The 12,316-nt window shown below is 72.6% G+C and carries 11 protein-coding genes; 3 read left to right on the top strand and 8 right to left on the bottom strand.

The annotated features are described in order from the left end of the window. Nucleotides 1–9: 9 nt before the first annotated feature. The 3 genes from ACY34K_RS27835 to ACY34K_RS27825 all read right to left on the bottom strand — a co-directional run bounded on the left by ACY34K_RS27835 (nucleotide 10) and on the right by ACY34K_RS27825 (nucleotide 1,945). On the bottom strand, nucleotides 10–654 hold the full coding sequence (locus ACY34K_RS27835; RefSeq protein WP_462751910.1) for a peptidase: 645 nt from the start codon (nucleotides 652–654) through the stop codon (nucleotides 10–12). A 156-nt stretch (nucleotides 655–810) separates the two neighbouring features. Next, the gene (locus tag ACY34K_RS27830) at nucleotides 811–1,401 is read right to left on the bottom strand and encodes an ATP-binding protein (RefSeq protein ID WP_462751908.1); all 591 of its coding nucleotides are present in this window, start codon (nucleotides 1,399–1,401) and stop codon (nucleotides 811–813) included. 175 nt (nucleotides 1,402–1,576) lie between these two features. After that, the gene (locus ACY34K_RS27825; protein ID WP_462751906.1) at nucleotides 1,577–1,945 is read right to left on the bottom strand and encodes an STAS domain-containing protein; all 369 of its coding nucleotides are present in this window, start codon (nucleotides 1,943–1,945) and stop codon (nucleotides 1,577–1,579) included. Nucleotides 1,946–2,169: 224 nt separating this feature from the next. Here ACY34K_RS27825 and ACY34K_RS27820 point away from each other — a divergent pair, with 224 nt between their 5' ends. From ACY34K_RS27820 to ACY34K_RS27810, 3 genes are all read left to right on the top strand, one after another. Beyond that, nucleotides 2,170–3,093 (top strand): RNA polymerase sigma factor SigF, encoded by a 924-nt coding sequence (locus ACY34K_RS27820; RefSeq protein WP_462751904.1) that lies wholly within the window; start codon nucleotides 2,170–2,172, stop codon nucleotides 3,091–3,093. 155 nt (nucleotides 3,094–3,248) lie between these two features. Next, on the top strand, nucleotides 3,249–4,394 hold the full coding sequence (locus ACY34K_RS27815) for a DegT/DnrJ/EryC1/StrS family aminotransferase (RefSeq protein ID WP_462751983.1): 1,146 nt from the start codon (nucleotides 3,249–3,251) through the stop codon (nucleotides 4,392–4,394). After that, nucleotides 4,387–6,564, top strand: a complete 2,178-nt coding sequence (locus ACY34K_RS27810; protein ID WP_462751902.1) for a lipopolysaccharide biosynthesis protein — start codon at nucleotides 4,387–4,389, stop codon at nucleotides 6,562–6,564. The genes ACY34K_RS27815 and ACY34K_RS27810 overlap by 8 nt, the downstream gene beginning before the upstream one ends. Before the next feature lie 50 nt (nucleotides 6,565–6,614). On the opposite strand, the gene ACY34K_RS27805 is transcribed toward ACY34K_RS27810, so the two are convergent. The 5 genes from ACY34K_RS27805 to ACY34K_RS27785 form a co-directional block, all read right to left on the bottom strand. Further along, entirely contained in the window at nucleotides 6,615–7,739 is a 1,125-nt protein-coding gene (locus tag ACY34K_RS27805; RefSeq protein WP_462751900.1) for a glycoside hydrolase family 26 protein, read from the bottom strand. Next, nucleotides 7,736–8,128, bottom strand: a complete 393-nt coding sequence (locus ACY34K_RS27800; protein ID WP_462751898.1) for a hypothetical protein — start codon at nucleotides 8,126–8,128, stop codon at nucleotides 7,736–7,738. Before ACY34K_RS27800 ends, ACY34K_RS27805 begins: the two co-directional genes overlap by 4 nt. Before the next feature lie 36 nt (nucleotides 8,129–8,164). Continuing rightward, nucleotides 8,165–9,913, bottom strand: coding sequence for a hypothetical protein (locus tag ACY34K_RS27795; protein ID WP_462751896.1), 1,749 nt, complete (start codon nucleotides 9,911–9,913; stop codon nucleotides 8,165–8,167). A 296-nt stretch (nucleotides 9,914–10,209) separates the two neighbouring features. Then, the gene (locus ACY34K_RS27790) at nucleotides 10,210–11,004 is read right to left on the bottom strand and encodes a polysaccharide deacetylase family protein (RefSeq protein WP_462751894.1); all 795 of its coding nucleotides are present in this window, start codon (nucleotides 11,002–11,004) and stop codon (nucleotides 10,210–10,212) included. Beyond that, on the bottom strand, nucleotides 11,001–12,266 hold the full coding sequence (locus tag ACY34K_RS27785; protein ID WP_462751892.1) for a glycosyltransferase family 2 protein: 1,266 nt from the start codon (nucleotides 12,264–12,266) through the stop codon (nucleotides 11,001–11,003). The genes ACY34K_RS27790 and ACY34K_RS27785 overlap by 4 nt, the downstream gene beginning before the upstream one ends. Between the last annotated feature and the right edge of the window lie 50 nt (nucleotides 12,267–12,316).

Below are 12,316 nucleotides of genomic sequence, written 5' to 3'. Positions count from 1 at the left end.
GGCCTGCGCCTACGCCCGGCGCGTCAGCCAGAGCACCCCGGCCGCTCCGACGAGCAGTACCGTGCCGCCGAGCGTGCCGAGCGCCACGGCCGAGTCGAGCGGGCCGGTCCTGGGGAGTTCCCCGCCCGAGGGGGCCGCCTGGGAGGCGCTGCCGGTGACGTCGAGTTCCAGTGACGGCTTCGGGTTGTTCCTGGGCGTGCACGTGGTGGTCGTGCCGAGCGCCTTGATGGTGAGGACCCCGGCGGTGAAGGTGACCTTCCCGCTCTTCCTCGGGGTGTACGTCCCCGACAAGTCGCTGATCTTGATGGGGGTGTTGGCGGGTATCGCGGCCTCGTTGGACGGTCCGGAGACGGTGACCGTTCCGCTGTCCGCGCCACCCACCTCGATCACGGCGCTGGGGTTCATGGCGCCCTTGCCGAGCTCCACCGGGCTGGAGGAGACGCCCTTCCGGAAGGTCATGGTGAGCCGGTGAGCGCCGCCGCTCTTCACGCTCGTGATGTCGATCGGCGAGACGGCGCCCTTGGGGCCGATCGGCGTCCGGCACGCGTAGTCGACGTCCACGACGGCGGCCCGGGCGACGGGGGCGGACGTCAGGACCGCCGTCCAGGCGACCGCGGCCGTCAGCGCGAGAGCTGTCCGCTTCTGGTTCGACACCTCGAGATCACCTCACCGGAAGCCGTCCAGTTACTGACGGCACATCAGATTGGGCGCTCAAGGTACGCCGGGGACCTTGCCGAGGGAAGACAAAGAGCACGGCCTATCGCCGTGCTCCACAACAGCTTCAAAAGCCCCGCGGGACTCGCGTGACCGCTACGCCGGGGCCGCGAGCTCCGCCCAGACGGTCTTGCCGGGCATGTCGGCGGACCGCTGGACGCCCCAGTCCAGGCAGAGGCGCTGGACGATGAACATGCCGTGCCCGCCGGGGCGTCCGGCCCTGTGCGGGGTGCGCGGCGCAGGCTGCCCGGTCCCTCGGTCCTCGACCTCCAGCCGCAGCACCTTCGAGGTGAGCGAGACGCGGAGTTCCTCGGGGCCCTCCGCGTGCAGACAGGCGTTGGTGACGAGCTCGGAGACGACCAGCAGGACGTCCTCCGCGGCGGCACGCCGGTCGGCGCTGGCGGCGGGCAGCCAGCCCCAGTCGTAGAGGGCCTGCCGGGTGAAGTCACGGGCAAGAGGAACGATCCCGCTGGCGCTCCCCAGGGACAGCCGCCGCACATGCGGTTCCCGCGTGCCGCCCGCCGAGGCCGCGTGCGCCCCTCCGACAGGGCGTGAGCCGTCCGCGCCGGGCGCGGCCGACGCGGTGGGGCGCGCAGCGGACGCCGCAGCGGGGGCGCCGACGCCGGCGGCCGAGCCTTCGGGCTCGGGGCCGAGATCGCTCGGCGGATGCTGCTGGGTGGTGCCCATCAGCGCTTCACCTCACCGATTCACCAGTTCGCCATTACTTCGACACAGAGAGTGCATGGGTTCTCTGAGCAGTGCCGCGGGGTTCTTCTGCCCGGACCTCCGGGGACGACACCCGCTTTGTCCGCCCTCGCTCATGACAGGGGCGGTCAGCCCCCTGCGGAGGGGTCCGGGTCCGTCAGTCGGTCAGTGCCGCTTCCAGGGAGTCGTGGACGGTGAAGACCGCGTCCGCGCCGGTGATCTCGAAGACCCTGGCCACGACGGGCTGCATTCCGGCCAAGTGAACCCCTCCCCCTGCCGCCTCGGCCCGCAGTCGGGCCCCGAGCAGCACATTGAGCCCGGTGGAGTCGCAGAAAGCGAGCTGCGAGCAGTCGACCACGAGGCGTGAACGCCCCTGATCGAGAGCCGCGTCCAGCGGCTCGCGCAGCAAATCGGCCGTGTGGTGATCGAGCTCACCCACCGGAGTGAGAACCTCGCTGCGGCCCTCCGTCCGGACCCCGACCCGAAGTCGGCCCTGATTCGCGCTGCCGACCGTCCCGCGGTCCATGCCGCCCCTCTTCGCCGATGCCGTTGAGTCGGTAGAACACTACGCCCAATTAACGCTCCACGGGTAGCCGGACTCCCCCACAAACCGGACCTATGAGACAATTGACACTTGCAACGATCCGTGCGGAACGGGTAGGGCTAGAGGGACACACCAACACGGCCGGCTTGGAGGCGCCGCACACCGCAGCCATTTGTATGGGCATCGGCGGCCATATGCCGAGAACGATGGAGGAGACCATGTCACCCCGGCTCGACGAGACGCGCACCCCCCGCGCGACGTCGGCAACTGCGCCCCACGAGATCGACCCGAACAACCGCATCGCGCGGGCCGAGCAGCTCGAACAGCTCGGCGACCTGCCCGAGATCCCCCCGTACGCCGAGGTCGAACCACTCGACGCGAGGGCCCTGTCCAAGACGCTCTTCGCCCGCCTGGAGGCCCTCGAGGAGGGCACCCACGAATACGCGTACGTCCGCAACACGCTCGTCGAGCTCAACCTCGCCCTGGTCAAGTTCGCGGCCTCCCGGTTCCGCTCCCGCAGCGAACCGATGGAAGACATCATCCAGGTCGGAACCATCGGCCTGATCAAGGCCATCGACCGCTTCGAACTCTCCCGCGGCGTCGAGTTCCCCACTTTCGCGATGCCAACCATCGTCGGGGAGATCAAGCGCTTCTTCCGCGACACCTCCTGGTCCGTGCGCGTGCCGCGGCGGCTGCAGGAGCTCCGCCTCGACCTCGCCAAGGCGGGCGACGAGCTGGCCCAGCAGCTGGACCGCTCGCCGACCGTCGGTGAACTCGCCGAGAAACTGGGCATCACCAAGGACGAGGTCGTCGAGGGCATGGCGGCGAGCAACGCGTACACCGCCAGCTCGCTCGACGCCCAGCCCGAGGAGGACGACACCGAGGGCGCGTTGGCCGACCGCATCGGCTACGAGGACCACGGCCTGGAGGGCATCGAGTACATCGAGTCCCTCAAGCCGCTGATCGCCTCGCTCCCGGCGCGCGACCGGCAGATCCTCTCCCTGCGCTTCGTCGCCGGGCTCACCCAGTCGGAGATCGGCGAGGAGCTCAACATCTCGCAGATGCACGTTTCCCGGCTGCTCGCGCGCACCCTGGGCAAGCTCCGCAAGGGTCTGACCCTGGAGGAGTGAGCCACCGTCGCCGCCTGTGCGAAGGACGCTCCGGAAGGGCCCATTCCGTCAAGGGATGGGCCCTTCCGCCTTCTTGACGGGGTCGTCCGGATTGGGCGACATTGGCCCGGGGCTCAGGGGGGAATCACATGGTTTACGTGGCTCTGGAAGAGCTGATGGGCGCGCGCCTCGGCAGACAGTGCCTGTACGTACCGTCGTGCCGGCTCGGACTGTATGTGGCGCTGCGCCACTGGTGCCCGCCCGGGGGCCGGGTGCTCATGTCGCCCGTCAACGACGATGTCATCTTCTTCGTGGTGCTCGCCGCCGGCCTGCGCCCCGTACAGGCGCCGCTCAACGCCCGGGACGCGTCGATCGACATGGCCGCCGTGCCCGACGCGACATGGCGCGGCCTGTCCGCCGTACTCACCACCAATCTGTACGGGAATCCCGATCCCGCTCCCCAACTCGCCGCCAAATGCGACGAGTTGGGCATTCCGCTGCTGGAGGACGCGGCGCACGCGATCGGCGGCGAGGTCGCCGGCCGGCCCGTCGGCACCTTCGGGGACGCGTCCGTCTTCAGTCTCTCCAAGCACACGGGCGCCAAGACCGGCGGTTTCCTCACCGTCCGGGACCCCGCCCTCCGGACCGAACTGGCCCGTGTCCGGGACGCGTTGCTGCACCCGCCCAGGCTCACCTCCGAACTGGCCTACCTCACACGGCCGTACGCCGAGGCGGCCGTGCGCGGCCTGCGCCTGGTACGGGCCGCCCGCGCCACGCTGCGGATGCTCGGACAGGAGGAGCGCGAGGAGATCCGGATGCCGCTGCGGCCCGGTGAACTGAAACAGGCGGTGGCCGCCGCACCCGGGCTCGTACCCTTCCACTCGTGGGTACGGGTGGACATGCACGACTACCGGATCACCCCGGGGCGGCCCCGGCTGCGGCGGACCGAGCGGCTCCTGCGGCGCCTGGACACCACCCTCGCCGCGCACCGCGCCGGCGCCGAGAAGCTCCAGGCGTCGCCGTGGGGCGACCCGGGCGCCACCGGCCGGCCACTGTTCCGCGTGCCCCTGCTGGTCGCCGACCGGGACGCGGCCGTCGCCGCCCTGGCCCGCGCCAGGGTCACCACCGGCTACCTCTACGACCCGCCCCTCGACGACTACGCGGGCGAGCCGTTCGGCGACCCGTCGCCCTCCCCCGAGCCCGCGCGCTGGTTCGCCCGGCACGCCCTGCCCGCCGACCCCCTGCGGGCGGACACGATCCTCGGCGTCCTGCGCGCCTCGGGCGCCCGGCCCGCGCCGCCGCAGGGCGGGAACGGTGGCTGATACGACCGTGCGGTCCGGCACGCCGGACGACGTCACGGTGAGCGAGGAGCCGCGCGGCGGGGGCGGCGACTCGATGTTCCGCAACGCCTACGCGCTGATGCTCTCCACCGGCGTCTCGGCCGCGCTCGGCCTGGGCTTCTGGCTGGTCGCCGCCCGCTACTACTCCGAGGAGGCGGTCGGCCAGGGCTCGGCCGCCATCGCCGCGATGCGGCTGCTCGCCTCGATCACCGCCACCACGATGATCGGCGCGGTCGTGCGGTACGTGCCCCGCGCGGGCCGGGCCACCGGCCCCCTGGTGTGGCGGGCCTATGCCGTCAGCTCGGCCGTCGTCTGCGTGGCCGCCGCGGCGTTCCTGTTCACCCTGGACCTGTGGGGCCCCTCGTACGCGCCGCTGCACGGGCTCACCGCCGGGGTGTTCTTCGTCGCGGCCTGTGTCGCATGGGCGCTGCTCACCCTCCAGGACGGAGTCCTGACCGGGCTGCGCACCGCGGTGTGGGTGCCCGTCGGCAACGCCGTGTTCTCCACGGCCAAGCTGCTGCTGCTGGTGGCGTTCGCCACCGCCCTGCCGGTCCTCGGCATCTTCGTCTCGTGGGCGGCCGCCATCGCGCTGTCGGTGCTGCCGCTCGGCTGGCTGATCTTCCGCCGGCTCATCCCCCGGCAGGCCGCCGCCGACCGGGACCGCGAGCCGCCGCCGCTGCGGGAGATGGGCCGGTTCCTCGCCGGGGACTCCGTCGGGGCGCTGTTCAGCCTGGCGATGATCAATCTGCTGCCGGTGATGGTCGCGGTCCGCTTCGACGCCGCCCACAACGGCTACTTCTACACCGCGTACACGGTCGGCGGCACGATGGAGTTCATGGCCATCAACATGGCCTCCTCGCTCACCGCACACGCCTCCCACAGCCCCGAGAGCCTCGCGGAGGGCGTACGCGGCGCGCTGCGCCGGATGGCACTGCTGCTGGTGCCGGTGGTGCTCGTGCTGGTGGTGTTCGCCCCGCAGATCCTCACGCCGTTCGGCCCCAGCTACGCCGAGCACGGCACGACGGTGCTGCGGCTGCTGGCCGCGGCCGCCCTGCCCCGCGTCGCCGTCGAGCTGTACATCGGGGTGCTGCGCGTCCAGGGCCGCACCGGTGTGCTCGCCGTCGTGCAGGGCGCCATGTGCGTCCTGGTCCTCGGCAGCGCGGCAGCCCTGATGACCCCGGCCGGGATCTCCGGCGCCGGTCTGGCGATGCTGCTGTCCATGACCCTGATGGGCCTGCTGTCGGTGCCGGGGCTGCGCGGCGCGCTGGCGGGCCGCGAACCGAAGCCGTCCCGGACGGCGCGGCTCCTCGGCCGGCGCCGGGCCAAGCGGGTCGAGTACGGCACGAGCTGGGCCCGCCGGGCCGCCGAGCGGCGGGCGGAGGCGGCCCGCGCGGAACGGGACCACGGCACGGACTGGGCGCGCCAGACCACGTATCTGCGCGGTGGGCACGACACGGCGACTCCCGCGTTCGGACTCCCCGTGTTCGTGCGGGAGTCCGTCGACGACCGGACCGTGGGCGACGAACGGTGGCTGACCGGCTGGCTCTGGCTGCTGATGGCGCTCGCGGCGGGGCTGTTCTGGATTCCGCTCGCCCGTGCGGAGACCCTGGGGCGCGACCGGCTGACCGGGGCCGAACTGCTGGACGCGCTGCCTCCCGTGACGCTCACGGCGGGCATCCTGCTGATCGTCGTCTTCGGCGCGGCGGTGTCCCTGCAGCGGCTGCGGCCCGCGCTCATCGGCGCCGCCGTGCTGGTCAGCGTGGCCGCCCTGCACTCGGCGCCGCTGCTGCTGGGCATCCGCCCGGCCCCCGCCGGCGGTCCTGGAACGGCCGCGCCGGCGCGGTTCCTCGCGGAGGTGGCGGGCCTGACGAACCCCGCCGGGGTGCTGGCCGCGATGCCCCTGGTGCTACAGGTCCTCTGCCTGGGCCTCGCGGCGGTGGCGCTGCACGCGCTGGGCGTGGACGGCCGGCTCGTGGCGGGCGCCGTATGGGTGCTGGCGGTGACCGGCTGGGCGGCGCAGGACGCCTTCGCCGGGGCCGCCGTGCCCGTGTTCCTGCTCCTCTGCCTGGTGGCGGCGGTGGCGGTGGCGGGGCCGATGTCCCGCCGTGCCCGGGCGCGTGGGCCGGCGTGGGGCTCCCCCGGCCGAAGGTAGGGGGCGACCGTCGACGCACGTGGCAGGTGCCCCGGAGGACGACCGGGCCTTCAGAAGGAGGGGACGGGCTGCTGGAAGTAGTCGTCCCGGCCGGCGAGGCGGTAGCCCTCCAGGCCCGGGCCCGCGTTGACGGTGAGGTCGCAGCCCTCCCCCGGGACCGGCCGGTTCCAGTGGACCAGCGCCCGGACCTTCGGGAGGGTCGGTGCGACGGCCGGGATACGGGCGTACCAGTCGCGCTGGCGACCGGGCCGCTCCGGGTCGGGCGCGGTGGCGAACTCGGCGAGCATGATCGGCTTGTCGGCGGAGATGTGGGCGCGCAGCCATGCGTAGGACGGCCGCTGGCTGCGGTCGAAGTCGAGCCAGTTGGTCGACTTGTGGCAGAGGTAGTAGTTGTACTGGTCCATGCCGATCCAGTCGACGTAGTCGTCGCCGGGATAGAGCTCCTTCATCTGCTGCGCGTGGCCGAGGTAGCCGGAGACCGTCCACACCCACACCACGTTGTCCACGCCGAGCTTCTCGAAGCGGTCGTGGATGTGACGATAGGCGGCGACGAATTCCTCGGGGGTGCCCGCGCCTTCCTTGATGCGGAAGTCGGTCTCCTGGTCGAAGGAGAAGAAGACGCGCTTGCCGTACGCCTTGATGCGGCGGGCCTGCGGATCGATGATCTCCTCGTCGTACGCGCCCGAGGCGATGTTCTTCCAGCCGAGCTGCCGTTCGGTCCAGCCGGCGTGGTGGGGCCGGGTCCAGACGGTGGACTCCCAGGCCAGCATCAGCAGCCGGTCGCGGCCGAGCTCCTGTTCGTCCGGGGTGAGGAGTTGTCCGTCGAGCTCGGTGTTCGACATGTCGTGGTAGTTGTAGACCAGATCGAGCCTGCGGCCGATCTTCTTCTCGAAGGCGTGCACCGCGTCCTTGAGGGAGCCGTTCGCGGCGTACGGCACGTAGGCGCCCCACCAGGCGCCGCACGGCGGCTCCAGCAGGGCGTCGGGGGCGCAGGGCCCTTCGGGGGCGCCGCCGGAGGCGGCGTTCTCGGGCAGTCCGACGCCGGTGGGGCGCGCGTCGTCGCCGGACCGGGTGGCCGTCCAGATGCCGAGGCCGATGAGCAGGGCGCCCACGACGGCCAGGGCGAGCGCTGTCCAGGTCGCCTTGCGCGTTCCCCCGGCGTGCCGTCCCGTCATCGCTCCCCGCCACGTTGAGCACGTCCGGCCGCCCCGCGTGTCGCCGCCGGCAGCGGCACTCCGGGCAGCGCGGAGACGATGGTCGCGAAGGTGGCGAGCGACACCAGGAACACCGTCACGGAGAACCCCTGGACGAGGAAGAGCGATGTGGCGGTGAGCGTCGCCAGGGACAGGCTGACCGGCGCGGCCAGGGCGAGCGCCTCCAGCCGGGCGCCCGGGCGCAGTCCCTCCGGCTGGGGGTGGAGCAGCGCGAGGCCGGGGCCGAGCGTGACGAAGACGAGCACCGGGATCCAGCGCAGCGGTGAGCCGCCGGGGAGCGCGGTGGCGGCGAGCGCCAGCCATCCGGAGACCGCCGTGGCGATTCTGAGCTGCGTACGGGTCGGCTGCATGGCGACCTCCTCGTCACCGTGAGGGTGGTTGTCGTGTCACCGGGGGCGGTACTCCAGGACGAGGCCGTGGTCGCTCTCCTCCACGACGCCGAACAGCGGCGAGCGTGTGAGGTCGGCCTTGAGGGTGTCGAAGCTGCCGGGCGGCAGATAGCCCTCGCCGATGACCGCCTCGCCCTGGGTGGGGGTGAGGATCACGAAGGCCGGGCGTCCTTCCGGGATGCCCCGGGCGAGGTAGCCGGCCGGGTCCTTGAGCATCTTCAGGTTCTCGGGCACGTCCTGCTCGGTGAAGAACCAGCGCTCGTAGTGGTCGTAGCGGGTGTAGGCGCCGGGGAACGACCCGGTGGCGGCCAGGATCAGGGCCCCGTCGGGCGCCCGGTCGTAGGCCCGCCGCACCAGGGCGACCTCGGCGGGCGGCGCGTAGTGCATGCCTTCCTTGCCGTAGTACGAGGGCAGGAAGCCCGCCAGCAGCGCCGCCAGGGCCACGGGCAGGGCGACCACCGTGATCCGGCGGGCGGCCCTGGCGGCGCGGCCCACCGCCCCGGCGGCGGGGACCAGCGCGGCCGCGGCGAAGAACGCGGTGCCGGGCAGACCGAACAGATAGACCCGGAAGAGCATTTCGCCGCCGTAGTCGTTGACGGCGAACATCGGCACCGGGGCGGCGGCCGCCAGCAGCAGCGGCAGGGCGCTGCGCACCAGCCTGCGGCGCAGCAGGACCGCCGTGCCGGCGAGGACGGCCAGCGCCAGCACCATGAGGATGTTGGCGTTGCCGACGAGCTCGGGCCCGGGCCCGGTGGGTTCCCCGGCGTATCCGGCGCGGGAGTTGCCGAGCAGGTCGCCCGCCGACTCGCGCAGGGTGCTCATCGTCTCCAGGAACAGCACACGGCCCATCGTGAGGTCCCAGATCAGCATGATGACACCGGTGACGACGAGCAGACCGATGTTGCGGTAGCGGCGGGTGAGGCAGAGCGCGAACAGCGTCGCGCACAACATCACGGGCGTGAGCTGGTGGGAGGCGTTGATCGTGCCGATCAGGGGGGCGACGATCAGTACGCAGACGGCGCGCTGGCGGGCGCCGGTGGGCGGGGGCACGGTCGCCGCGGCCGGATCGAGACGGGCCCGGTCGCGCAGCCGGCCGGCGGAGCCGGGGCGGACGAAGTGCCGCACGACGACCGCGAACACCGTCAGGTAGAGCAGGTAGGAGAAGCCCTGCGGCGAGAGGTAGTCCTGGCCGACCCAGTTGGCCAGCTGGAAGATCCACACCCCGGTCCACACCAGGCGCCAGTCGTCGCTGAACGTGCGGTAGATCAGCATCAGCACAGGGAGCGTCAGCAACCCGAGCGCCACGGGCGCCCAGTTGATGAACGAGGCGGCCGTCTCCACGCCGAAGGACCGTACGAGCGCGGCGTTCAGGGAGAAGAAGCCGGGCCACTGGTCATAGGCGGACATGCCGCCCGACAGCTCGGTGTACGGATGGACCGTTCCCTCGGTGATCAGCCGGCTGATCACCGCGTCGTGCTTGGACGCCCAGGCGTAACGCACCGAGTCGTACAGCACGGCCGGCGGCGCCTTCAGCGCCACCAGCATGGCCACCGTGTAGGTGGCGGGCCACCAGGGGGCCGTCCCGGCACGCCGCAGGGCGACCAGGAACCCGGCCGTGAGGACGGCCAGAGCGGCGTAGAACGCCACCGGGAAGCGGTCGAGCAGCCCGAAGTCCCCGATGTCGCGGAAGTCGGTCCGCGGCAGCGCGTACAGCCACAGCGCGGCGGCGACGAGCAGGAGCAGCACACTGAAGAACGACCGCGGCCCCGGCGCCCGGCGGCGGGGTCTGGCAGGCGGCGGCGCACCGGCCGGGACGAGCGGATCCCCGTCGGCCCGCCCGTCGGCGGCCGGCGTGGCCGGCGCCCCGGGGCGTGGGCCTCCCGGGCCGGAAACCCCGCGGTCGCCGTCCGGTGGGTGGTGCGCTCGTGGTGCCCGGCGTTGCTGCTGCACGGTGCGACTCCCCCCACGACATGTGGTCGCTTCAGCGAAGTATAGGAACCTGCTTGGGATTTGTACGGCTCTCGACCGGGTTCGCCGGTTCCTCAGCCGGCGAACTCCGGGCCCCGCAATCTCGCTCTGGCTCTCCGGTACACCCGCCAGCCGACCGTCACCGGCGAGTCGGGATAGGGAGCGGCCTTCGCGCCCCGGCCGGCCATCCAGTCCTCCACGTCGGCGACGGTGTGCGTACGGCGCAGGATGAGCCGCGCGATGCGGAACGCCTCGTCGGACTCCGAGCTGAGCGCGTGCCGCACGGCGACGGCCGACGCGTAACCGGCGGCCCGGGCGGCCCGGCGCACCGCCCGGCTGTTGTATCCGTGCGGATAGGCCAGGTGCGCCACCTCGTGACCGAGGACGTCCTCCAGGACCGCCTTGGCCTCGCGCAGCTCACGGCGGACCTCGCCGGCCGGAAGGGTGTCCAGCTGCGGGTGGGTGACGGTGTGCGCGCCCACCTCCATGCCGTACCGCTCCAGCAGCGGTGCCTGCGCGAGCGCCATCATCGGGGCGGGCGGCAGCAGACTCGACCGGCCCGGCGTGATCGCCCCGGTCGTCAGGTACGCGGTGGCGGGCAGATTCCGGGAGGCGAGCGCCTCCGCCGTCGGCCCGGGCAGATCGGCGAAACCGTCGTCGAAGGTGAGGACGACCGGGCGGGGCGGCAGCGTGTCCCGCCCCGCCAGACCGCGCACGAGCGCCGAAACCGTCACGGGCGTACGGCCGCTGGCCACGATGGCGTCCAGTTGCGCCCCGAACTCCCGGGGAGCGACCGTGAACTCGGCGATCCAGGCCGGCGGATCGTCCATCACGGCGTGGTACAGCAGGACGGGTATGCGCGGGCTCATCTCGCCTCCTCCATCAGTCCCCTGACGCGCAGACGGGCGCGGACGTAGCCGATCGGCCCGTAGAGCATGCCGCGCCGCTCCAGCCGCGACAGGCTGCGCGGCCACGGATGGCTCCGGCCGCCGTGCTCGCCGGGAACACCCGGGTCCGAGCCGCCCCGCCGCGCGGTCATCGCACGGGCGTGCGCGAGGCCCCGCGGAAGACGCGCGAGGAGCGCGGGCAGCAGGGCCGGGCGGCGGGCGACCAGAGCGGTCAGGTACGCCGTGAGACCCGCGCCGTACCCGTAGGCCTGATCGCGCAGGTCCTGCCAGGTCTCGCGGTGGTGGTGCCACACCAGGGCGTCGGGGGTGTAGAGCAGCCGGTGCCCGGCGGCGAGCACGCTGACGAACGCGTACAGGTCGTCGCCGCCCCGCGCGGGTGTGCCGGTACCGGTCGCCGGGTCGAAGCCGCCCGCCGCCCTCAAGGCGCCGGTCCGGAAAGCCATGTTGGCGCCCGAACCGAAGGAACCCGCGGTGAACGGGAAGAGCGGCTCGTCCGCGGGCGGGCGATCCGGGTCGTACCGTCGCGGTGCGAAACCCTTGGCGAAACCGCCGTGGCTCTCCAGAAGAATCTGCGCGGGCGTACGCAGCTGCGCCGGAAGGATCAGACCCGTGACGCAGCCGAGCCGCGGGTCGTCGGCGAACGGCGCGCTCAGGGCGGTCAGCCAGTGCGGATCGGCGACCACGTCGTCGTCCGTGAAGGCGACGACCGCGCCGTCGGCGGCGGCCACCCCCCGGTTGTGCGCGGCCGCGAGCCCCGGCACGGGTTCGCGTACGTACCGCACGCGGTCCGCGTACTTCCGCGCCACCAACTCCTGCGTGGCGCGGGTACTCGGCGCGTTGTCCACGACGACGATCTCGTAGTCGGGGTGATCCTGATCCACGAGGGAGTCCAGGGCCCGGGCCAGCAGCCCCGCCCGCTCACGGGTGGCCACGACGACGGAAGTCCGAGGCGGGTCGCCGTGCGTCTCCGGCTCGGGCTCGGGCCGGCCTGCGAGCCGCTCACGGGCCAACGCGGTGACCGCGGCGGCCGGATCGGCGCCCGGAGCCACCCGGCCCAGCACCGTGCCGACCGGACGGCCGCGGAAACGCACGAGGGCATAGACATCGCCCTCGACCCCGCCGGAATCCGACCGGCTCACCGGCCGGAACGAAAGAACGGGCCCGTCGAGGCCGTCGAGATCGAGCTCGGCGACGGCAATCGGCCCCCGCGGAACATACGGCATCAGCCTTTCCCCCCTTTTTTTGAGGGCTCGTTCGGCTCCGGGGCGCCTGT

The sequence above is a fragment of the Streptomyces sp. STAM6 genome, assembly GCF_054963715.1.
This window is presented reverse-complemented; position numbering and strand designations above follow the sequence as displayed.

What these genes read in the sequence shown, in the direction of transcription:
- ACY34K_RS27830 (WP_462751908.1), bottom strand. Translation starts at nt 1,401, where the DNA reads ATGGGCACCACCCAGCAGCATCCGCCGAGCGATCTCGGCCCCGAGCCC.
- ACY34K_RS27825 (WP_462751906.1), bottom strand. Translation starts at nt 1,945, where the DNA reads ATGGACCGCGGGACGGTCGGCAGCGCGAATCAGGGCCGACTTCGGGTC.
- ACY34K_RS27820 (WP_462751904.1), top strand. Translation starts at nt 2,170, where the DNA reads ATGGAGGAGACCATGTCACCCCGGCTCGACGAGACGCGCACCCCCCGC.
- ACY34K_RS27815 (WP_462751983.1), top strand. Translation starts at nt 3,249, where the DNA reads ATGGGCGCGCGCCTCGGCAGACAGTGCCTGTACGTACCGTCGTGCCGG.
- ACY34K_RS27805 (WP_462751900.1), bottom strand. Translation starts at nt 7,739, where the DNA reads ATGACGGGACGGCACGCCGGGGGAACGCGCAAGGCGACCTGGACAGCG.
- ACY34K_RS27800 (WP_462751898.1), bottom strand. Translation starts at nt 8,128, where the DNA reads ATGCAGCCGACCCGTACGCAGCTCAGAATCGCCACGGCGGTCTCCGGA.
- ACY34K_RS27790 (WP_462751894.1), bottom strand. Translation starts at nt 11,004, where the DNA reads ATGAGCCCGCGCATACCCGTCCTGCTGTACCACGCCGTGATGGACGAT.
- ACY34K_RS27785 (WP_462751892.1), bottom strand. Translation starts at nt 12,266, where the DNA reads ATGCCGTATGTTCCGCGGGGGCCGATTGCCGTCGCCGAGCTCGATCTC.